18 protein-coding genes and 1 pseudogene are annotated in these 19,967 nt (G+C 74.3%); 13 read left to right on the top strand and 6 right to left on the bottom strand.

What is annotated here, in order from left to right; all coding sequences use genetic code 11:
• Positions 1–45: 45 nt before the first annotated feature.
• From ACFYZS_RS09240 to ACFYZS_RS09230, 3 genes are all read left to right on the top strand, one after another.
• A complete protein-coding gene (locus tag ACFYZS_RS09240; RefSeq protein WP_389008598.1) occupies positions 46–1,581 on the top strand; it encodes a carboxylesterase/lipase family protein in 1,536 nt (511 codons plus the stop codon).
• Between the two features lie 60 nt (positions 1,582–1,641).
• Complete coding sequence (locus ACFYZS_RS09235) at positions 1,642–2,673, top strand: LacI family DNA-binding transcriptional regulator (protein ID WP_389008595.1); 1,032 nt, start codon at positions 1,642–1,644, stop codon at positions 2,671–2,673.
• Positions 2,674–2,874: 201 nt separating this feature from the next.
• Positions 2,875–3,360 (top strand): hypothetical protein, encoded by a 486-nt coding sequence (locus tag ACFYZS_RS09230; protein ID WP_389008592.1) that lies wholly within the window; start codon positions 2,875–2,877, stop codon positions 3,358–3,360.
• Here ACFYZS_RS09230 and ACFYZS_RS09225 read toward each other — a convergent pair.
• A complete protein-coding gene (locus ACFYZS_RS09225; protein ID WP_389008590.1) occupies positions 3,357–4,100 on the bottom strand; it encodes a phosphatase PAP2 family protein in 744 nt (247 codons plus the stop codon). The two genes, ACFYZS_RS09230 and ACFYZS_RS09225, sit on opposite strands and share 4 nt — an antisense overlap.
• Before the next feature lie 79 nt (positions 4,101–4,179).
• Positions 4,180–5,142, bottom strand: a complete 963-nt coding sequence (locus ACFYZS_RS09220; protein WP_389008587.1) for an alpha/beta hydrolase fold domain-containing protein — start codon at positions 5,140–5,142, stop codon at positions 4,180–4,182.
• A gap of 246 nt (positions 5,143–5,388) precedes the next feature.
• Between ACFYZS_RS09220 and ACFYZS_RS09215 the strand changes: the two genes are divergently transcribed.
• The 10 genes and pseudogenes from ACFYZS_RS09215 to ACFYZS_RS09170 all read left to right on the top strand — a co-directional run bounded on the left by ACFYZS_RS09215 (position 5,389) and on the right by ACFYZS_RS09170 (position 16,065).
• Entirely contained in the window at positions 5,389–5,973 is a 585-nt protein-coding gene (locus ACFYZS_RS09215; RefSeq protein WP_389008584.1) for an ATP-binding protein, read from the top strand.
• A gap of 150 nt (positions 5,974–6,123) precedes the next feature.
• Positions 6,124–7,740: pseudogene (locus ACFYZS_RS09210) on the top strand (AMP-binding protein); the annotation flags it as partial.
• Between the two features lie 99 nt (positions 7,741–7,839).
• Positions 7,840–8,367, top strand: a complete 528-nt coding sequence (locus tag ACFYZS_RS09205) for an acyl-CoA thioesterase (RefSeq protein ID WP_389008853.1) — start codon at positions 7,840–7,842, stop codon at positions 8,365–8,367.
• Between the two features lie 42 nt (positions 8,368–8,409).
• On the top strand, positions 8,410–10,713 hold the full coding sequence (locus tag ACFYZS_RS09200) for an FAD-dependent monooxygenase (protein WP_389008581.1): 2,304 nt from the start codon (positions 8,410–8,412) through the stop codon (positions 10,711–10,713).
• Between the two features lie 10 nt (positions 10,714–10,723).
• Entirely contained in the window at positions 10,724–11,812 is a 1,089-nt protein-coding gene (locus ACFYZS_RS09195) for a carbon-nitrogen hydrolase family protein (RefSeq protein ID WP_389008578.1), read from the top strand.
• Positions 11,809–12,945 carry a cupin domain-containing protein gene (locus ACFYZS_RS09190; RefSeq protein ID WP_389008575.1) on the top strand — a complete coding sequence of 379 codons (1,137 nt, stop codon included), beginning with the start codon at positions 11,809–11,811 and terminating at the stop codon, positions 12,943–12,945. Before ACFYZS_RS09195 ends, ACFYZS_RS09190 begins: the two co-directional genes overlap by 4 nt.
• A gap of 16 nt (positions 12,946–12,961) precedes the next feature.
• Positions 12,962–13,873 (top strand): fumarylacetoacetate hydrolase family protein, encoded by a 912-nt coding sequence (locus tag ACFYZS_RS09185; RefSeq protein ID WP_389008572.1) that lies wholly within the window; start codon positions 12,962–12,964, stop codon positions 13,871–13,873.
• A gap of 88 nt (positions 13,874–13,961) precedes the next feature.
• On the top strand, positions 13,962–14,687 hold the full coding sequence (locus ACFYZS_RS09180; protein WP_389008850.1) for an Asp/Glu racemase: 726 nt from the start codon (positions 13,962–13,964) through the stop codon (positions 14,685–14,687).
• Between the two features lie 62 nt (positions 14,688–14,749).
• Positions 14,750–15,580, top strand: a complete 831-nt coding sequence (locus ACFYZS_RS09175) for a PaaX family transcriptional regulator C-terminal domain-containing protein (protein WP_389008570.1) — start codon at positions 14,750–14,752, stop codon at positions 15,578–15,580.
• Between the two features lie 65 nt (positions 15,581–15,645).
• Positions 15,646–16,065 carry a hypothetical protein gene (locus ACFYZS_RS09170; protein ID WP_389008568.1) on the top strand — a complete coding sequence of 140 codons (420 nt, stop codon included), beginning with the start codon at positions 15,646–15,648 and terminating at the stop codon, positions 16,063–16,065.
• A 1-nt stretch (position 16,066) separates the two neighbouring features.
• On the opposite strand, the gene ACFYZS_RS09165 is transcribed toward ACFYZS_RS09170, so the two are convergent.
• The 4 genes from ACFYZS_RS09165 to ACFYZS_RS09150 all read right to left on the bottom strand — a co-directional run bounded on the left by ACFYZS_RS09165 (position 16,067) and on the right by ACFYZS_RS09150 (position 19,841).
• Complete coding sequence (locus ACFYZS_RS09165; RefSeq protein WP_389008566.1) at positions 16,067–17,119, bottom strand: zinc-dependent alcohol dehydrogenase family protein; 1,053 nt, start codon at positions 17,117–17,119, stop codon at positions 16,067–16,069.
• A gap of 53 nt (positions 17,120–17,172) precedes the next feature.
• Positions 17,173–18,027 carry a DMT family transporter gene (locus ACFYZS_RS09160; protein WP_389008563.1) on the bottom strand — a complete coding sequence of 285 codons (855 nt, stop codon included), beginning with the start codon at positions 18,025–18,027 and terminating at the stop codon, positions 17,173–17,175.
• A 69-nt stretch (positions 18,028–18,096) separates the two neighbouring features.
• Positions 18,097–18,906, bottom strand: a complete 810-nt coding sequence (locus ACFYZS_RS09155) for a RimK family alpha-L-glutamate ligase (protein WP_389008561.1) — start codon at positions 18,904–18,906, stop codon at positions 18,097–18,099.
• Positions 18,903–19,841: a RimK family alpha-L-glutamate ligase gene (locus ACFYZS_RS09150; RefSeq protein WP_389008558.1), complete on the bottom strand. Its 939-nt coding sequence runs from the start codon at positions 19,839–19,841 to the stop codon at positions 18,903–18,905. Before ACFYZS_RS09150 ends, ACFYZS_RS09155 begins: the two co-directional genes overlap by 4 nt.
• Positions 19,842–19,967 lie beyond the last annotated feature (126 nt).

Here is a 19,967-nt window from a genome sequence, read left to right as displayed (position 1 = left end):
GCGTCCACCGCCCGCCGGCCCCCGGAACGACGAAGGAAGGGCTCCATGGCACACACCGAGCACCGCAATCCGCCGCCCGTGGTCGACCTCCCCGCGGGGCGACTGCGCGGGGCGGTCGAAGACGGACTCTCCGTCTTCCGGACCGTCCCGTACGCCGCACCCCCGGTCGGCGACCTGCGCTGGCGGCCCGCCCGGCCGCACCCCGGCTGGAGCGGTACGCGCGACGCGAGCACCGACGGCCCCAGCGCCCCGCAGATGTACAGCGAAGGCGGCGACCCCGTCCTCGGCGGCCACGGGTCACCCCCCTTCGACGAGGACTGCCTGACGCTCAACGTCTGGACGCCCGGGGCGGACGACGCCCGGCGCCCGGTACTGCTGTGGATCCACGGCGGCGGGTTCGTATCCGGATCGGGCTCGCTGCCCGGCTACGGCGGCGCGACCTTCGCGCGCGACGGCGACCTGGTGTTCGTCGGCATCAACTACCGCATCGGGCCGCTCGGTTACTTCTCCCCGGACGAGGACGACGAGGCGGCCAACCCCTGGCTCTCCGATCAGCTCGCCGCCCTGCACTGGGTGCGGGAGAACATCGCCTCCTTCGGCGGCGACCCCGGGAACATCACCGTCGCCGGCCAGTCCGGCGGCGCCGTCTCCACCGCCGCCCTCGCAGGGCATCCGCAGGCCGCTGGGCTGATCCGCCGGGTGATCCTGCAGAGCCCGCCCTTCGGGCTGGACCTCCCCGACCCCGACGCCTACCGGGAGCGCACCGCCGCCTTCCGGGAGCTGGCCGGCGCCGCGACCGCGGAGGAGCTGCGCGCCCTGCCCTGGCCGGCCCTGATCGGTGCGACCGGCGGCCTCTTCGCCCGCACGATGCGCTGGGGCTACTGGCCGACCCCGTTCCTGCCCGTGGTCGACGGGGCCACCCTCGGGCGCCACCCGGTCGAGGCCCTGCTGCACGGGGCCGCGGCCGAGGTCGACGTCATGATCGGCTGGACCCGCGAGGAGGCCAACTTCGGCTTCGGCCTCGACGAGGGGTATGCCGCCGCCACGCGGGAGCAGGTGACCGACCGGATCGCGGAGACCTTCGGAGCCGAGGCCGCCCCCGAGGTCTACGCCGCGTACGAGGCGGCCCGCGCGGGCGCCCGCCCCGCCGACGTCCTCATGGACCTGATCACGGACGAGCTCTTCCGCGTCCCGTCCGTCGGGCTGGCCGAGGCCCGCGCCGACTCGGAGCACCCCGTCTGGGCCTACCAGTTCGACTTCCAGGCGGCCGCGTACGAGGGCCGGCTCGGCGCCGCCCACTGCCTCGAACTCCCCTTCGTGTTCGACAACTTCGAGCAGTGGTCGCAGGCGCCCTTCCTCGCCGGGCTCGCCCCCGGCGTACGCGACGGCCTCGCCCGCACCATGCACCGGGCGTGGATCGCGTTCGTCCGCACCGGCGACCCGAACCACCCCGGCATGCCGCGGTGGCAGCCGTACGGCGCGCGGACGCGGACCACGATGCGATTCGACTCGGCCGTCACCGCCCTCGACGACCTCGCCGGGGCCTCGCGGCGCCTGCACGAAGCCCGCAAGGCCGAATGATCTAACTCGTGTAACCTGGGGAGAAAGGCGTGCCGGTCTACCCGAGGAGCACCGAGGACCATGCCCAGGGAGCCCAAGGCCAAGGTGGCGAGCAGCCCCGCGCCACCCGTGTCGATCACCAGCGCGGACGTGGCCCGGCTGGCCGGGGTGTCACGCGCCACCGTGTCGTTCGTACTGAACGACACCCCCGGCCACCGGGTCAGCGAGAGCACCCGCACGCGGGTGCTCGACGCGGCCCGGCAGCTCGGCTACGTACCGCACGCCGCGGCCCGGTCCCTGCGCGCCGGCCGCAGCAACCTCGTCCTGATGCCCGCTTCGATCTCCGCCATCGGCCGGCTCGTCAGCGACTGGGTCGACGACCTGCACAGCGAGCTCGACCGGCACGGCTACACGGCCGTCCTGCACGCGGGCCGCTTCGCGGACCCCCTCGACGCCGCCCGTGCCTGGGCCGAGCTGCGCCCGGCCGCGGTCATCGCCCTCGACGGCGACCGCTTCACCGAGCAGGCAGCCGAACTGCTGAGCCGCGCCGGTGTGCGCGGTCTGCTCGCCTTCGCCGCCCGCCCGGTGGCGGGCGTCCACACCATCGGCTTCGACCACGCCGACATCGGCGCCACCGCAGCCGAGCACCTCATCGCCCGGGGCCGGACGCGCATCGGCGTGGTCCTGCCCCAGGAGCGCGGCCTCGGCACCCTGGCGCGCCCGCGCCTCGCCGGAGCCGAGTCGGTCGCCGCGCGGCACATGGCGACGGTGACCCCGGTGGAGCTCGCGTACACCCGGGAGTCCGCGACCGCCCTCGCCCGGCGCTGGCCGAGCCTGGGCCTGGACGCCGTCTTCGCGTACAACGACGAGTACGCGGCGCTGCTGCTGCACGCCCTCCAGGCCGAGGGCATCGCGGTGCCGGACGAGGTCGCCATCGTCGGATCCGACGACCTGGTCCTCTCCGCCCTGCAGCAGCCGGCCCTCACCACGGTCCGCCTGGACCTGCCCTCGCCGGCCGGCGTCGCCGACGCCCTGCACGAGCTGATCGAGACCGGGACGACGCCACCGGTCCCCGCCATCGAGGCGCTCCTCGTCCACCGCGGCACTTCCTGACGGACCGGCGCCTCCTGGCGGACCTGCACCTCCTGCCGGGCCGGGCCGCCCAGGGTCGACGCGGGCGTGGGCGACGCGGGTGCGGCAGCCCCGAGGGGGCGGGTTCCGGGTGGCGGCGCGTAGGCCGTCCCGGCGCGGCCGGGGCCGTGTCAGGGCGTGTGGCGCCCGCCGCTCCCGGACCCGCTGCCACTCTCGTGGTCCATGGATGTCAGCGCCTTCTACGCCCTCTTCTCCGCCACCTGCTTCACCCTGGTCGGCCTGTGGTGGAACGTCGTCCAGAGCCATGCCGCCTGGATGAGCGACCCCTCCCTGCGGCGCGTGGTCGGAGGGATCTACCTCTCCTTCCTGCTGCCCGCCCTGATGGGTCTCTTCGCACAGATCGGCGGTACCGAGCAGCCGCAGATCTGGCGGGCGGCCTTCGTCGCCCTCTCCCTGGTCGGCTGCGCGTGCACCCTGCGGCTGCTGGCCCGCGCCCGGGGCAACCGGTTCGTCACCCGGCAGCAGGCCGGGGCCGCTCTGCTCTACGCACTGATCGCCGTCGTCGGCGCCCGTCCCGAACTCGCCGGCCACATCGGCCTGCGCCCCATCCAGGCCGAAGCCCTGCTGCTGATCGGACTGATCGTCCTGGGCCACGCCCTGGTCTGGCGGTTCATGGCCGGAGAAGGCCGCGCCGAGAACACCGCCTAGGGGGTGGGACGCGGCAGGCCGTCGCGGCTGCGGCTGCGGGCGCGGCCGCCTTCGCGTGCGGGTTCGCGGGCGAGGGCGGGGGAGAAGGCCCACCACGCCAGCAGTGCGGCCCCGGCGCCGGCCGCGGCCCCCGCCACCGTGTCGCTCAGCCAGTGGGCGTGCAGCCAGGTGCGGCTCCACATCATGGCGAGCGTGAACACCGCGCCCCCGATCCACCAGGCCCGCCGCCGCGCGGCCGGGATCAGCAGGACGCCGACCAGGACGACGAGCAGGGCCGCCCCCGCCGCATGGCCCGAGGGGAACGAGCCGTGGTCGACGCGGACCATCGGGTTCGCCGGACGCGGGCGGTCCACCAGGTGCTTGAGCCCCTGCACCACCAGCATGCTGCCCAGCAGGTAGACCCCGAGCAGGAAGCCCGCCGAGACCCAGCGCCTGCGGACGAGCAGGAAGGCCAGCAGCGCGAGCGGTACGACGGCGCCCAGCGGGCCGCCGAACCAGTTGAGTACGGCCGCGACGGCCGCCGGGAACCCTTCGTGCGGGCCGCCCATCCACTCCAGCCACCGGTCGTCCGCGGCCTGGAAGGGCGGGTTCACGACGTCCGCCCGGACGGTGAGGGTCAGTGCGGCGGCCGAGCCGAGCAGCAACGCGGCCAGGAGCAGGATGCCGGGGCGGCGGCGCGGGTCCGCCACCCCCGGCCGGGCCGCGGCGGAAGGGGCCGGAGCGAGTGTGTGCCGGGACATGACTGCCTTTCGACGTACGCGTGGGGGCGCGGCCGGGCCGCGCCCCCACGAGGGGACAGCAGTGGGACCGGGGTGGGGCTCAGGCCCCCGCGCCCAGGTGGCGGGCCAGGAAGGCCACGCTCTCCGCGACGATCGCGGGGATGTCGGGGGAGCCGAGGAAGATGTGGTCGGCGTCGGCCACCGGCTTCAGCGTCACCTCGCCCCCCGCCCCCGTCAGCGCGGCGGCCAGGGTCTCGCTCTGGCTGTACGGGACGAGCCCGTCCGCGGTGCCGTGCACCAGCAGGAACGGCGGCGGGTTCGAGCCGGGAACGGCGTACGTGACCGGGCTCGCGACCCGGGCCGGCTCCGCCTGCTCGGCCGCGGGGACGCCCAGCAGGGCGTCGTACGGGTTGGGGAACTCGGCGCCGGTCGGCATCGGCAGCGGGTGCGCGGCCAGGGCGGGCAGGTCGTGGACCCCGTACCAGTCGACGACGGCCAGGACGCCGGTGTCGCCGGAGCCGACCCCGTGGGAGCCCTCCAGCGCCGCCAGGGTCTCGGCGTCCGTGCCGCCGGGACGGACGAGCCCGGCGAGCGAGGCCAGGTGGCCGCCCGCGGACTCGCCCCAGACGCCGATCCGGTCCGGGTCGATGTCGAGGGCGGGGGCGAACTGCCGGACGTAGCGGATGGCGGCCTTGACGTCGTGCAGCTGGGCCGGGAAGGGGGCTTCGAGGCTGTGCCGGTAGTCGATGGAGACGAGCGCGAGCCCGGCGCCGAGGACCGCGCCGTGCAGCAGGGCGGCGGGCACGGTCGGCGGCGGGTAGCGCCGGTCGCCGTCCAGCCAGCCGCCGCCGTGGATCCAGACCACCGCCGGGAAGGGGCCCTCGCCCGCCGGAACCTGTACGTCGAGGAGGCGGGGGCGGTAGCCGGGGGTGGTCGCGTACGTGATCCCGTCGAAGCGGCGTACGCCGTCCGCGCCGGTCACGGACGGGACGGGCGGCTGGTACGGCGGGGGCGGCCAGGTCATGTCGGCGATGTCGAACTCGGCCGGGAGAGATTGCGTCATTGAGGCTCTTCCCAATTCGGTGTGCGGCCTCGGCGGCCGGCGGGTCCGGTGCGGGCGGCCCGGGCTTCGTAACGTTTTGTCCGAAATGCTTGCGCGGGCACCGGGGGAGGCTTAGCGTGTTACACGTGTAATCACAACTTTAGCGACGCGTTTCCGCTGACCACAAGCCCACGGGGCATCTGAGTTCCCAGGTAGTTACACGAGACACTCGCAGCGACCGTCGCCTTCCCCCTCCGGGAGCACGTCATGCTCACCACCGCCGCCCTCCCCGCCGGGGCGATCGCCTCGAGCGCCCCTGCCGGCGCCGTGGCCGCAGGTGCCCCTGTCGGCGTCGTGCCCGTCGGCGCCCCGCCTGTCGGCGCCCCGTCCGGCAGTGCCCTGTCCGGCAGTGCCCCGTCCGTCAGCGCCCCGGTCGCGCCCCGCGTCCGCGGCTTCGCCCACTGGGTGGCGGAGCCCGAGCCGGCCTCCGTCCCGCTGCTGCGCACCCGGGCCCGGTCCGTCCTGGCGGGCTGGCCGGTCTCCGCCGAGGTGGCGGACGTCCTGCTGCTGGCCCTGAGCGAGCTCGCCGGCAACGTCGTGCGGCACGCCCCCGCCGGCGGCCGGATGCGGGTCGGGCTGGCCTTCGGCGCGGGATGGCTGTGGCTGGAAGTCGCCGATCAGGGTGCCCGGCCGCCCCGACTGCCGGATCCCGCCGAGGAAGCCGACCCGGACGCCGAGAGCGGTCGCGGGCTGCTGATCGTCCAACTGCTCGCCGCCGAGGCGGGTGGCGAACTCACCTTCACGGCAAGCGAGTTCGGCGCCGCCGCGCGAGTGGTACTGCCGGTCGCCTGAACCCTTCCGCGGGCGTCCCGGGGCCTGCTCGGAGTCGACGTGACCACGGTCCGGCGTTCATCGAAATATCGAGCAATGTTGACGGACGCAAAATTATCGAGATAACTTCCATGCATCTCCCCCGCTGCTCCCTGATTGAGGTGCCGCCCCATGGAGCTCTCCCCTTCCGCCCACGCCGACTCCTTCTGCAGAGACCGGCTGCCGGCCTTCCCCCTCTGGCCCGAACTCCACTTCGACCTTCCCGAACTGGACTACCCGGACCGCCTCAACTGCGCCGCACGCCTGCTCGACGATGCCGTCGAGCGCTGGGGCCCCGACCGCCCGTGCCTCCTCACCCCGACCGAGCGCTGGACGTACGGCGAGCTCCAGCAGCGCGCCAACCAGGTCGCGCAGGTGCTCACCGAGGACTTCGGCCTCGTGCCCGGCAACCGCGTCCTGCTGCGGGCCCCCAACAACCCCTGGCTCGTGGCCGCCTGGTTCGGTGTCCTCAAGGCGGGCGGCGTGGCCGTCACGACGATGCCGCTGCTGCGCGCCGCCGAACTCGCCGAGCTCTGCGAGATCAGCCGTCCCACCGTCGCCGTCTGCGACCACCGCTACGTCGAGGAACTCGCCACCGCGGCCGCCCAGAGCCCCGCGGACCTGCCGGTCCTCGCGTACGGCGGCCCCGGCGTCATGGACCTGACCGCGCGCTGCGCGGCCAAGAGCGGCGTGTTCGCCACCGTCCCCACCGCCGCGGACGACGTGGCGCTGATCGCCTTCACCTCCGGTACGACCGGGCGGCCCAAGGCGACCCTGCACTTCCACCGCGACGTCCTCGCCAACGCGGACACGTTCTCGCGGCACGTGCTGAGGCCCCGCCCCGACGACGTCTTCACGGGCACGCCGCCGCTCGCCTTCACCTTCGGCCTCGGCGGACTCGTGGTCTTCCCGCTCCACGTCGGGGCCGCGACCCTGCTGATCGAGCAGGCGACCCCGGAGCAGCTGGCCGAGCTGGTCGCCGCCCACGGGGTGACCGTCCTGTTCACCGCGCCCACCGCCTACCGCGCGATCATGGCGGCCGGCGCGGTGGGCCGGCTGGCCGGGCTGCGCCGCTGCGTGTCCGCCGGAGAGGCGCTGCCGGCCGCCGTGTGGGAGGAGTTCCACGCCGCCACCGGGCTGCGCATCATCGACGGCATCGGCGCCACCGAGATGCTGCACGTCTTCATCTCCGCGGCCGACGACGACATCCGGCCCGGCGCCACGGGCCGGCCCGTGCCCGGCTTCCGCGCCGCGGTGGTGGACCGGTACGGCGATCCCGTCCCCGACGGGCAGCCCGGCCTGCTGGCGGTCACCGGTCCCACCGGCTGCCGCTACCTGGCCGATCCGCGCCAGACGGCGTACGTCAGGAACGGCTGGAACATCACCGGCGACACCTACGTCCGGGATGCGGACGGCTACTACTGGTACGTCGCCCGCAGTGACGACATGATCGTCTCCTCGGGCTACAACATCGCGGGCCCGGAGGTCGAGAAGGCCCTCGCCGCCCATCCGTACGTCGAGGAGTGCGGGGTCGTCGGCGCCCCCGACGAGCGGCGCGGCATGCTGGTCAAGGCGTACGTGGTGCTCGGCGCCGGGGTCCCGGCGGACGAGGCGACGGCCCGGGAGCTCCAGGTCCACGTCAAGGGGGCCATCGCCCCGTACAAGTACCCCCGCGCCGTGGAGTTCGTCCCGCGGCTCCCGCGCACCGGCAACGGAAAGCTCCAGCGCGGCGAACTGCGCGAGTGGGCCAGGGCCTCCGCCGCGGGGCAGGCCCGGCCCGGCCGGGCGGAGGGGCAGCCGCAGCCCGCCGAGGCGCCGCTCGAAGCGCCGGTCGAAGCATCGGCCGACGTGCCCGCCGAGGCCGAAGTGCCCGCCGAGGCCGACGCGGGCTGCGCCGCCGGCTGCCCCGAGGCCCTCGTCCCGCACCTTCCCAGCGTGGTGATCGAGCGCCGCGTCGAATGGCCCGACACCGACGCCGCCGGGCACTACCACCACTCCACCGTCGTGCGCTGGGTCGAAGCGGCCGAAGCCGTACTGCTGCGCCGCCTGGGCCTGGCGCACCTCTTCGGCAGCACCCCGCGCGTCCACTTCGAGGCCGACTACCGGGCCCGGCTGTGGTTCGGCGAGGCCGTGCGCATCGAGCTGAGCGTCGCCAAGGTCGGCTCCAGCTCGCTGACTTACGTGTTCACGGTCCAGGGCGAGGAGGGTGTCGAAGCCGCCACCGGGCGGATGGTCATCGCCCACTCCGCGGCCCGCGCGACCGGGACCACCCCCTGGCCCGCCGACGTACGCGAGGTGCTGACGAAATCGGGCACGCAGGCGCCCGAGCTCCTCACCTCCCCACGAGAGATGTCGAGCATTGTTGACGGTCGCTAATTCTGCGCCATATGTTGTTCCGGAACCACGAGGAGGTACGCCGTGCGCGTAGCAGTCATCGGAGGAGGGCCCGGCGGGCTGTACTTCGCAGCCCTGGCCAAGCAGCTCTCCCCCCACTGGGACGTCACCGTCTGGGAGCGCAATGCCCCCGACGACACGTTCGGCTTCGGGGTCGTCTTCTCCGACGAGACCCTCGACGGCATCGCGCAGGCCGATCCCGAGATCTACGCGGCCATGTCGGCGGAGTTCGCCCGCTGGAGCGACATCGACGTCACCCACCGGAGCCGGACCCTCACCTCCGGCGGCCACGGGTTCGCCGCCCTCGGCCGCCGGCAGCTGCTGCGGATCCTGCAGGAGCGCTGCGCCGCGCTCGCCGTGGACGTCCGCTACCGCACGCAGTCCCCGCCCGCTGCCGAGCTGGCGGCCACGTACGACCTCGTCGTCGCCTGCGACGGCGTACGGTCCGCCACCCGCGCCGCCTATGCGGACACCTTCGGGCCCGACCTGGACGAACGCTCCGGCCGCTACATGTGGCTCGGCACGGACAAGGTCTTCGAGGCCTTCACCTTCCTCGTCGAGGAGCGGGACTTCGGCACCCTCCAGGTGCACGCCTACCCCTACGACTCCACCCGCTCCACCTTCATCGTGGAGATGGACGAGGCCGCGTGGCGGCGCGCCGGGTTCGCGGAGTTCGCGGACCGCGACCACCCGCCCGGCACCAGCGACCTCGACAGCATCGGCCGCTGCGAGGAGCTGCTCGCCGCCCACCTCGACGGTCACCGGCTCCTGCCCAACAACTCCAAGTGGCTGCGGTTCACCACCGTGCGCAACCGCACCTGGCGGCACGAGAACGTGGTCCTGCTCGGGGACGCCGCCCACACGGCCCACTTCTCCATCGGCTCCGGCACCAAGCTGGCCATGGAGGACGCCCTGGCCCTGGCCGCCTGTCTGCACGAGCACCCGGACGTGCCGGGCGCGCTCGCCGCGTACGAGGACGAGCGGCGCCCGGTGGTGGAATCCACCCAGCGCGCCGCCCAGGCCAGCCTCGAATGGTTCGAGAACATCGGCCGCTACACGGCCCAGGAGCCGCCGCAGTTCGCCTTCAACCTGCTGACCCGCAGCCGCCGCGTGACCTACGACAACCTGCGGGTGCGCGACGAGGAGTTCACGAGCGCCGTCAACTCCTCCGCTCCCGTGCCCCCGATGTTCCGCCCCTTCCCCCTCGGCGGGCTGCTCCTGCGCAACCGGGTCGTGGTGCCGCCCACCGCCCTCGGCACGGCCCGCGAAGGCGTCCCGGGGGACTTCGACCTCGTCCACCTGAGCACCCAGGCCCTCGGCGGCGCCGGGCTGGTCCTCGCCGGGATGACCGCCGTCGGCGCCGAAGGCCGGGCCACCCCCGGCTGCCCGGGCCTGTACACCGACGAGCAGGAGGCCGCCTGGCGGCGGATCACCGACTTCGTCCACGGCCAGTCCGACACCTGCCTCGGCATCCAGCTCACCCACGCCGGCCGCCGCGCCGACGTCGGAGACGGCCCGCCGATCGCCGCCTCCGCCGTGGCCTGGGACGAGCGGAGCCGGGTCCCCCGCGAGGCCACCCGGGCCGACATGGACCTCGTCGTACGGGACTTCGTCCGCGCGGCCGCGCGCGCCGACCGGGCCGGCTTCGACGCACTGGAACTCCAGTACGGGCACGGGCAGCTGCTCTCCGGGTTCCTCTCGCCGCTCACCAACCTGCGCACCGACGGGTACGGCGGCGACCTCGCCGGGCGGCTGCGCTTCCCGCTCGAAGTGCTGCACGCGGTACGGGAGGTGTGGCCGGCCGGCAAGGCGCTGCTCGTCCGGATCTCCGCGGCCGACTGGGCCGAGGGGGGGCTCGGCGAGGCCGACGCCGTGGAGATCGCCCGGGCCCTGGCCGACGCGGGAGCCGACGGGATCGACGTCTCCACCGGCGAGGTCGTCTCCCACGAGCGGCCCCGCTACGGCCGCAGCTACCAGACCCCTTACGCCGACCTGATCCGCAACGCCACCGGGGTGCCCACCATCGCCGTCGGAGCGATCTCCACGTACGACGACGTGAACTCGATCATCCTGGCCGGCCGGGCCGACCTCTGCGGGGTGGGCCGCGCCCAGCTCCACGACCCGCTCTGGACCCTGCACGCCGCGGCCGCCCAGGGCTACCGCGGACCGGCCGCGCCCTGGGCGCCCGGCTGGCAGGCGGGCAGCGGCAGACCGCCCGCCGCCCGCACCGACCGGGTCCCGCCGCGCCTGGAGCTGCTGCGGCAGCCCGCCGCGCCGGTGCACCAGCGCTGGCTGCCGCGCCTCGCCGCCACCGCGCCGGCCAACTGAGGAGACACCGATGGAAACCCCGCCCCCGAACGGCACGTCCCCGAGCGCCACGCCCCCGAAGGCCCCGGCCGCCCAGGGCCGTCCGCCCCTGCCCCTGAGCCACCTGCCCCGCTTCACGGCGGCGGCCGTCCAGGCCTCGCCCGTCTACCTCGACCCCGCCGCCACCGTCGACAAGGCCATCGCGCTCATCGCCGAGGCGGCCGGGAACGGCGCCGAACTCGTCGTCTTCCCCGAGGTGTTCGTCCCCGGCTACCCGTACTGGAACTGGACGATGAACCCCGTCCAGGGCTCGCCCTGGTTCGAGCGCCTCCAGCGCGCCTCGGTGGACGTCCCCGGCCCGTACGTGGACGCCCTGCGCGCGGCGGCCCGCCAGTACGGGGTCGTCCTCGTCATCGGCGTCAACGAGCGCGCCGCGCACAGCCTCGGAGTGCTCTACAACACGCTGCTCACCATCGGCTCCGACGGCGCGCTCCTCGGCGTGCACCGCAAACTGGTGCCCACCTGGGCCGAGAAGCTCACCTGGACCGGCGGCGACGGCAGCTCCCTGCGCGTCCACCCCACCGCCGTCGGCCCGCTCGGGGCCCTCGCCTGCGGCGAGAACACCAACACGCTGGCCCGGTTCACCCTGCTGGCGCAGGGCGAACTCGTCCACGCCTCCTGCTACATCGCCCTGCCCGTGGCCCCGGCCGACTACGACATGGCCGACGCCATCGCCGTCCGAACCGCCGCCCACAGCTTCGAGGGCAAGGTCTTCTCCGTCGTCGCCTGCTCCACCGTCTCCCCGGAGATCGTGGACCTGCTCGCCGGTGAGGACGAGGAACTGCGCGCCCTGTTCCAGCGGCCCCGCAGCGCCCTGTCCGGGATCTTCGGCCCCGACGGCCGCCCGGTCACCGAACCGCTCGTCGACGAAGAGGGGATCGTCTACGGCGAGATCGACCTCGGCCGGTGCATACAGCCCAAGCAGATGCACGACATCACCGGCCACTACAACCGCTTCGACATCTTCCGTCTCGAAGTCGACAACCGCCCGCGCCTGCCGGTGACCTTCACCGCGCCGCCCGCGGGCCCCCGGACCACCACGCCTGAGGAGGACGTATGACCATCGAGCAGGACGACACCATGCTCGGCCGCGCCCGGGTCACCGACACCCCCGAGCTCACCGCCTACTACGGCGAGCTCGAAGCCCTGGACGCCGGCGCCCTGTGGACCGTCGCCAACGACATCGAGCCCTGGTACCCGCAGCCCAAGTCCGTTCCCGTGCTGTGGCGTTACGAGGAGCTGCGGCCCCTCGTCCACAAGGCCCTCGGCATGGTCAAGGCCGATGACGCGGGGCGCCGCGTCGTGATGCTCGTCAACCCCGGCCGCAGGGACGTCAGCGCCGCGGCCGGCCTCCTCTACACCGGGCTCCAGATCATGGGCCCCGGCGAGGCCATGACCGCCCACCGCCACCAGGCCGCCGCCCTGCGCTTCGTCCACGAGGGCACCGGCGCCTGGACCATCGTCGACGGCCAGAAGCTGAAGGTCGGCCCGCGCGACTTCGCGATCACTCCCAACGGCACCTGGCACGAGCACGGCAACGACGGCGAGGACGGGCCCGTCATCTGGCAGGACGGCCTCGACATCCCGCTCGTCAACGCCCTGGACGCCGGGTTCTACGAGGTCCACCCCGAGCTCCGCCAGACACCCGGCAAGGTGGTCAACTCCTCCGTGCTCGAGTACGCCGCGAACCTCCTCCCGTACGGCTCCGAGCGCTGGAGCCGGCCCTACTCGCCGCTGCTCGCCTACCCCTGGGAGCCGACGTACGAGGCCCTGCTCGGCCTCGCCAAGGCGAGCGAGGGCTCCCCGTACGACGGGATCATCGCCGAGTACACCAACCCGGTCACGGGCGGCTCCGTGATGCCCACCATGGGCGCCCACATGCAGCTGCTGCGCCCCGGGCAGGCCACCCGCGCCCACCGGCACACCGGCTCGGTGATCTACACGGCCGCAAAGGGGCACGGGGTCTCGGTCGTCGCCGGACAGCGCTTCGAATGGCGCCAGGGGGACATCTTCTGCGTCCCGTCCTGGGCCTGGCACGAACACCACAACCTCGACCAGTCCGAGGACGCCTGCCTGTTCTCCTTCAACGACTTCCCGGTCATGCGCTCGCTCGGCTTCCACCGCGAAGAGGCGTACCCGGACAACGACGGCCACCAGCCGATGCCGGCCGCCGCGCCGACCGCCACCGCCTGACCCCGAGGAGCCCACCATGCGACTGCTGACCTTCACCACCACCGCCGGCGACCGCGCACCCCGCCTCGGAGCCGACGTCGACGGCCTCGTCCTCGACCTCGGCGTCCTGGCCGACCACGCCGGCGTCGACCTCCCGCGCGATCTGCTCGCCCTCGTCCAGGCGGGCCCCGCCGCGCGGGACGCCGCCCGGCGCCTCGTCGACGCCGACCCCGCCGCCCGCCCGGCCGGGTCCGTCCACCGGCTCGAAGACGTCACCCTGGCCGCGCCGCTGCGCCCCGGAAAGATCATCGGCGTCGGCCTCAACTACGTGGAGCACGTCGAGGAGTCCAGCCGCAGCCTGGACACCGACAAGGAACTCCCGCCCCGCCCGGTCCTGTTCAGCAAGCCCGCCACCGCCGTCACCGGCCCCGGCGCGCCGATCCTGCACAACGGCGACCTCACGCAGCAGCTCGACTGGGAGTGCGAACTGGCCGTCGTCATCGGCCGAACCGCCTTCCGGGTGAGCGAGGAGGACGCGTACGAGCACATCTTCGGCTTCAGCATCGTCAACGACATCAGCGCCCGCGACCAGCGCCGCTCCGGCCAGTGGTTCTTCTCCAAGGGGCAGGACTCGTACGCGCCGTTCGGCCCGGTGGTGGTCACGGCGGACGAGATCCCCGACCCGATGGGCCTGGACCTCTCGCTGCGCGTCAACGGCGTCACCAAGCAGAAGTCGAACACGCGGCACATGCTGTTCCCGATCGCCCGCCTCATCGCCGACATCAGCTCCGGCGTGACCCTGGAGCCCGGCGACGTCATCGCGACGGGATCGCCGTCCGGGGTCGGCGCGGGCATGGTGCCGCCGGAGTTCCTGGTCCCGGGCGACACGGTCGAGGCGACCGTCGAGCGCATCGGGACCCTGGCCAACCCCGTCGTCGACGCCCGCTGACCGCCGCAGGCCCAGCAAGCACCGAGGAGCACCCGTGCCGCCCCGCACCTACCGCATCGGCCAGATCGTGCCGAGCTCGAACGTGACCATGGAGACCGAGGTCCCCGCCATCCTGCGCGCCCGCCAGGCGGTCCTGCCCGACGAGAGGTTCACCTTCCACTCCAGCCGGATGCGCATGACCCATGTGACCCCGGAACAGCTCAAGGCCATGGACGCCGACTCCGACCGCTGCGCGGTGGAGCTGTCCGACGCCCGCGTCGACGTGCTCGGCTACGCCTGCCTGGTCGCGATCATGAGCATGGGCCTCGGCTACCACCGCACCTCGGAGCAGCGCCTGCACTCCCGCACGGTCGAGAACGGCGCCCCCGCACCCGTCGTCACCAGCGCGGGCGCCCTCGTCCACGGACTGCACACCATGGGCGCGCGCAAGATCGCCCTGCTCGCCCCGTACATGCGCCCGCTCACGCGGACGGTCGTGGACTACCTCACGCACGAGGGCATCGAGGTCCTCGACTACGAGGCCCTCGAAATCCCGGACAACCTCGACGTGGCCGCCCACGACCCGGCCAGGCTGCCCGGGCTCGCCCGTGCGCTGGAGTACGCGGACGCCGACGCGGTCGTGCTCTCCGCCTGCGTGCAGATGCCCTCCCTGGGCGCCATCGAGGAGGCGGAACAGCTGCTGGGCAAGCCGGTGGTGTCGGCGGCCGTCTGCACCGCCCACCAGATGCTGCGCGCCCTCGACCTGCCGGCGGTGGCCCCGGGCGCGGGCCACCTGCTCTCCGGCGCGTACGAACGGACGCCGCTTCCGCAGTAGGGGCCGGGGCCCTGGGGGGAGGCGCTCGATATGATCGCGACCGCGCACTACGGAAGGCGATCATGTCGGACAGCCCCCTCAGGCCCAGCTCGTTGATCAACACGGTCTACGGAGCGTTCCTGCGCCGCCTCGGCGGCTGGATCTCCATCGCGGACCTGATCACGCTGATGGGCGAGCTGGACGTGGACGGCCCGGCGGTGCGGTCGGCCATCTCGCGGCTCAAGAAGCGCGGCGTGCTGGAGCCGGAGCGCCGGGGCGCCACCGGGTACCGGCTCAGCCCGGCCGTGCACCCCGTCTTCGACGAGGGCGACCGCCGCATCTTCGCCAGCCTCGAACCCGCGGACCTGGCCGACGGCTGGGCCATGGCGGTGTTCTCCGTACCGGAGTCCGAGCGCTCCCACCGCTACCAGTTGCGCACCCGGCTGACCTGGCTCGGCTTCGGCAACATCGCGCCGGGTGTGTGGCTGGCCCCCGGGCGGCTGCTCGACGACGCCCGCGTGATGCTCGTACGGCTGGGCCTCAGCGAGTACGTGCACCTGTTCGCCGCCGACTACGCCGCCTTCAGCGACCTGGCGCAGACGGTCAGCGACTGGTGGGACTTCCCGGCGATCCAGACCCAGTACGCGGCCTTCACGGACACCTACGCCCCCGTCGCCGCGCGCCTCGCGGCCGAGGGGGAGCCCGACCCGGCCGAGGCCTTCCGCCACTACGTGCCGCTGCTCACGCAGTGGCGCCGCCTCCCGTACCTCGACCCGGGCCTGCCGAGCGAACTCCTGCCGGCCGACTGGAACGCGGTCGCGGCCCGCCAGCTCTTCCAGCAGCTCCACGCGGTCCTGCTGGACCCGAGCCTGCGCCACGTCCGCACGATCACGGGCCTGGAGGAGACGGCGTAGACCGTCCCCGCCCGGTCCCGCCCCGGCCTGGTCGACAAGACACGGCTTAAGGCAGCGGCGCGATCGTGTACTTCGGGCTGGGCGTCCAGTCCGGCGTCAGACCGGGCCGCGGCGGAGCCGGCGGCGGGTGGGGGCCGCGGTTCGGGTTCTGCGGGATCTGCGAGGTGCGCGGCGGCGAGGGCTTCTGCGGCCGGGCGCCGGGAGTGTCCGCCGGGTCCGGGGTTCCGCCCGGCTCGGGGGAGGCGGGCGAGGGCGTCGGTGACGCGGAGGCCGGCGAGGGCGTCGGACTCGTGCTCGGGCTCGCGCTCGTGCCGGGCGTCGGCGAACCGGACTTCTCCGGCGCCGGCGACGCGCCTTCGGCGCACCCGCCGAGCAGCAGGGCGCCCGCCAGCAGGGCGGTCACGGACATCGGCGCTCTGCCGTGGGGGCTGACGCCCACCGGCCACCTCCTGGAACACGATCCGGTCGATGCGCGCAGAGCGTAGCTCAGACCCGCGCGGAGGCTCCCGGCAGGATGATCGTGACCCCGCGCCCGGGCGCCGTGCCCATCGCGGCCAGGGCGGCGGGGGCCGCGTCCAGCGGGATCGTCGAGGTGACCAGCCGGTCGGGACGCAAGGCACCGGACCGGACCAGCTCCATCATCGGCGGGTACGCGTGCGCGGCCATCCCGTGGCTGCCGAGGACCTCCAACTCCCAGCCGATGACCCGGTCCATCGGCAGTACCGTTTCCCCCGCCGCTGCCGGCAGCAGCCCCACCTGTACGTGCCGGCCCCGCCGGCGCAGGCCCGCCACCGAGGCCGCCGCGGTCGCCGGCGAGCCCAGCGCGTCGAGCGAGAGGTGCGCGCCGCCACCCGTCAGCTCCCGTACGGCCTCGGCCGTGCCGCCCGGCCGCGCGTCCACGCAGTGCGCCGCCCCGAACTCCCGCGCCAGCTCCAGCGCCCCCGGCGCCGTGTCCACCGCGACCACCCGCGCCCCGGCCGCCACGGCGACCATCACCGCCGACAGTCCCACCCCGCCGCACCCGTGCACGGCGACCCACTCGCCCGGCGCCACCCGCCCCCGCTGGGCCACGGCCCGGAACGCCGTCGCGAACCGGCAGCCCAGCCCGGCGGCCGTCGCGTACGAGAGCTCCTCCGGCACGGCCACGAGATTGACGTCCGCGTGCTCCAGGGCCACGTACCGGGCGAACGACCCCCAGTGCGTGAACCCGGGCTGCGTCTGCCGCGCGCACACCTGCTGCTCGCCGGCCGCGCAGTCGGCGCAGCTCCCGCAGGCGCACACGAACGGCACCGTGACCCGGTCCCCGGGCCGCCAGCCCGTCACCCCGGAGCCCACCGCCTCCACCACACCGGCGAGTTCGTGCCCGGGCACGTGCGGCAGCACGATGTCGGGATCGTGCCCCATCCACCCGTGCCAGTCGCTGCGGCACAGCCCGGTCGCCTCGACGCGCACCACGACCCCGCCGGGGGACGGGCTCGGATCGGGCACCTCACGGACCTCGGCCGGCCGCCCGTACCGCTCGAACACCACCGCGCGCATGGAAACCGCCTCCACTCGACTGCCCGCACGCTACCCCCGGGGGCGGCGCCGCGTCAGGGGGCGCCCGCACCGGCCCGGGCCAGGGCGACGACGCCCACGCAGATCAGCGCCACGCCCAGCAGCTGGGGCAGCACCCACCAGCCCGCCCGCAGGTGCTCCTCGTACAGGACCACGCCCAGCGCGACGCTCACGCTCGCGTCGCCCAGCGTCAGCGCGGGCTGCGAGGCGACCAGCGGCCCACCCTGCATGGCGTGTTCGAGCAGCAGCAGGGCGCAGATGCCGGTCGCGCCGAAGGCGTACGTCTGCCACGCGGTCAGGAACCCGACGATGCCGTGCTCGGTCAGCACGAAGACGGAATGCTTCATCAGCGCGGCCGTGATCGCGTAGCAGACGGCGGTGGCCGCGCCGAGGCAGCCGGCCCGGGCGCGCCCCGGCGGGCGGCGCAGCCCGGCCACCGTCAAGACCGCGACGACGCCCGCGCACGCCACGAGGGCCGGGATCCACCGGTCGACCGGCACGTGCGTCCGGTTCCCGGCGGGGGAGGCCGCGGCCAGCGCCACCCCCAGCCCGGCCACCACCCCCGCGACGGCCAGCCACAGCGCCCGGGGCAGCGGCCGCCGGGTCACCAGCGAGGCGATCAGCAGCGCCAGCGGCAGCTCCAGTACGAACAGCGGCTGTACGAGGACCAGCGCACCGGTCGCCAGCGCCGCGGCCTGCCCCACCCCGGCCGCGATCACCGCCAGGATCCCGGCGATCCAGACGGGCCTGCGCAGCAGGTCGAGGACCAGCCCGAACCGGAAGCCCTCGCTCTGCGGCACGGTGAGCGCGGCCCGCCGCTGGAGCACGGTGGCCAGCGCATTGCTGAGCGCCGCGAACAGCGCGAAGAGGACCGGCAGTACGACGCCCATCCGCCGATCCTCACGCGCCCGCGACGGCCCGGCCCGCCGACACGCCCCGGGGCGCGGATTCACCCCTGATCAGCGACGGGCGGCCCGGTCCAGGGCGAGGGCCGCCAGGGCCTCCGGGGCGCCGGCCTGGCCGCGGATGCCGGGGAAGGCGTTGACGTCCACGATGAGCGGGGTGCCGTCGCCGGTCTCGATGAGGTCCACCCCGTAGACGTCGAGCGAGAACGCCTCGCCGGTCCGGCGCACCAGGTCCGCCCAACCGTGCGGCAGTTCGGCCACGGGCAGCGACCGGGTCGGACCCCGGCCCTCCGGAGCGAGCTCGGAGCGGCGCAGGGCGGCGAAGACCCGGTCGCCGATCGCCCACAGCTTGTGGTCCCAGCCGCTGTTGGGCGCGAACTCCTGCACCACGACGGGCTCCTGCGGCCAGGCGTCCGCGAGCTCGCGCAGCCCCTCGACGTCGTCGACCCGGGCGACCAGGTCGTGCCGTCGGCTGTGCCGGCTCTTGACCACCAGCGGCGGGCCGCCGAGCGGTGCGCCGGCCGCCCAGGCCGCGAGGGAGTCGTAGGTACGGGTGCCCGCGAACGGCAGACCGGCGCGCAGGGCGAGCTCCGCCATCCCGGTGCGGTCCTGGCAGGCCGCGGTGGCCGCCGCGGAGTTCAGCACGGGGGCTCCGCGCCGCTCCAGCTCCCGCGCGAGCTCCAGCCCCCGCGGTGTCCTCGACTTCAGCAGGTACACGTCGGCCAGGTCCTCGGGGGCCGCGCCCGCCGCACCCGGATCCAGCGACTCCACCCGGTGTCCGGCGGCTTCGAGCAGCGCCGTCGCGGCGGCCAGCAGCGGATGGCCGGGCTCCGGCGTGACCAGGCAGACCCTGACCGCCCTCACAGCGCGGCCTCGCCGGCCCGCGCCGAGGCCGGTGCCACGGCAACCCCGGACGCCTGCGCCGGTATCGACAGCGGCGTCAGTCCGTGAGCCGGCGGACGGCAGGCCGCTGCCGCTGCCGCCGGGCCGCCCTTCCGGGCCAGCCCCAGCACGGCCCGCCCCACCCGGGCCGCCGCGTCCGGGACCTGACGGAAGCTCGGGAAGTCGTTCACGTCCACCACCACCGGCCCGTCCGGCCCCAGCAGCACGTCCACCCCGTACAGGTCGAGCCCGTACACCGCCCCCACCTGTGCGGCGATCGCCGCCACCTCGGCCGACAGCGGCACGCGCCGCTCCCGCACCGCCGGATCCGGGTGCAGGGGCGAGCAGCGCTCGGTGGCGAAGAGCTCCCCGCCGACCGCGTACACCTTGATGTCGGTGCCCGAGTTGGCCACGTACGGCTGGGCGATGAGCATGTGCTCGCCCGCCAGCTCCGGGAGCAGCGCTTCGAGCTCCCCGGGCGAGGACACCAGGTGCACGCCCCGCCCGGAGCTGCCGTCCGCCGGCTTGACCACGAGCGGGTACTGCGCCGCGGATATCTCCCGCAGCAGGTCCGGCCGCGCCACGGCGTACGTCGGCGGCATCGGCAGCCCTCCGGCCCGGCCGATGGCGGCGGCCAGCGCCTTGTCCCGTACGCCCCGGATCGAGCGGGCGTCGTTGACGGTGGTCATCCCGGCCGCGGCCGCGGCTTCGAGCAGGGTCAGACCCGGGCCGCCGGACACGGTCTTGAGCACCCAGGCGTCGTGCGTGCCCGAGGCCACGGCCTCGTCCATGCGCAGCAGCGAGCCGCCCGGCCGCACCACGTCCACCTGGTGTCCCCATGCGGTGAGCTGCCGGATCACCTCGTTCGGCATGCCGTCGTGGCGGTAGTGCTCCTCCACCAGGAAGCAGAGCCTCATCGACCTTCCCCATATTCCCCGGACGTCCGCCGATCCCGTCCGGCGAGTTGTGACGTCACAGGATGTCATGGACCGCATTGTGATGATCAGTCCGGATGGGGAGGGCGCCCGCCCTGCCGCCGGCCG

The sequence above is a fragment of the Streptomyces sp. NPDC001903 genome (genome assembly GCF_042891345.1).
GTDB lineage: Bacteria > Actinomycetota > Actinomycetes > Streptomycetales > Streptomycetaceae > Streptomyces.
The sequence above is the reverse complement of the archived record's forward strand: the minus strand, read 5'-3'. Positions and strand labels throughout refer to the sequence as shown.

Bases quoted from the DNA above. Each gene is read 5' to 3' on its own strand.
- ACFYZS_RS09240 (WP_389008598.1), top strand. From the start codon at position 46: ATGGCACACACCGAGCACCGCAATCCGCCGCCCGTGGTCGACCTCCCC.
- ACFYZS_RS09235 (WP_389008595.1), top strand. From the start codon at position 1,642: ATGCCCAGGGAGCCCAAGGCCAAGGTGGCGAGCAGCCCCGCGCCACCC.
- ACFYZS_RS09230 (WP_389008592.1), top strand. From the start codon at position 2,875: ATGGATGTCAGCGCCTTCTACGCCCTCTTCTCCGCCACCTGCTTCACC.
- ACFYZS_RS09225 (WP_389008590.1), bottom strand. From the start codon at position 4,100: ATGTCCCGGCACACACTCGCTCCGGCCCCTTCCGCCGCGGCCCGGCCG.
- ACFYZS_RS09220 (WP_389008587.1), bottom strand. From the start codon at position 5,142: ATGACGCAATCTCTCCCGGCCGAGTTCGACATCGCCGACATGACCTGG.
- ACFYZS_RS09215 (WP_389008584.1), top strand. From the start codon at position 5,389: ATGCTCACCACCGCCGCCCTCCCCGCCGGGGCGATCGCCTCGAGCGCC.
- ACFYZS_RS09195 (WP_389008578.1), top strand. From the start codon at position 10,724: ATGGAAACCCCGCCCCCGAACGGCACGTCCCCGAGCGCCACGCCCCCG.
- ACFYZS_RS09190 (WP_389008575.1), top strand. From the start codon at position 11,809: ATGACCATCGAGCAGGACGACACCATGCTCGGCCGCGCCCGGGTCACC.
- ACFYZS_RS09185 (WP_389008572.1), top strand. From the start codon at position 12,962: ATGCGACTGCTGACCTTCACCACCACCGCCGGCGACCGCGCACCCCGC.
- ACFYZS_RS09180 (WP_389008850.1), top strand. From the start codon at position 13,962: ATGGAGACCGAGGTCCCCGCCATCCTGCGCGCCCGCCAGGCGGTCCTG.
- ACFYZS_RS09175 (WP_389008570.1), top strand. From the start codon at position 14,750: ATGTCGGACAGCCCCCTCAGGCCCAGCTCGTTGATCAACACGGTCTAC.
- ACFYZS_RS09165 (WP_389008566.1), bottom strand. From the start codon at position 17,119: ATGCGCGCGGTGGTGTTCGAGCGGTACGGGCGGCCGGCCGAGGTCCGT.
- ACFYZS_RS09160 (WP_389008563.1), bottom strand. From the start codon at position 18,027: ATGGGCGTCGTACTGCCGGTCCTCTTCGCGCTGTTCGCGGCGCTCAGC.
- ACFYZS_RS09150 (WP_389008558.1), bottom strand. From the start codon at position 19,841: ATGAGGCTCTGCTTCCTGGTGGAGGAGCACTACCGCCACGACGGCATG.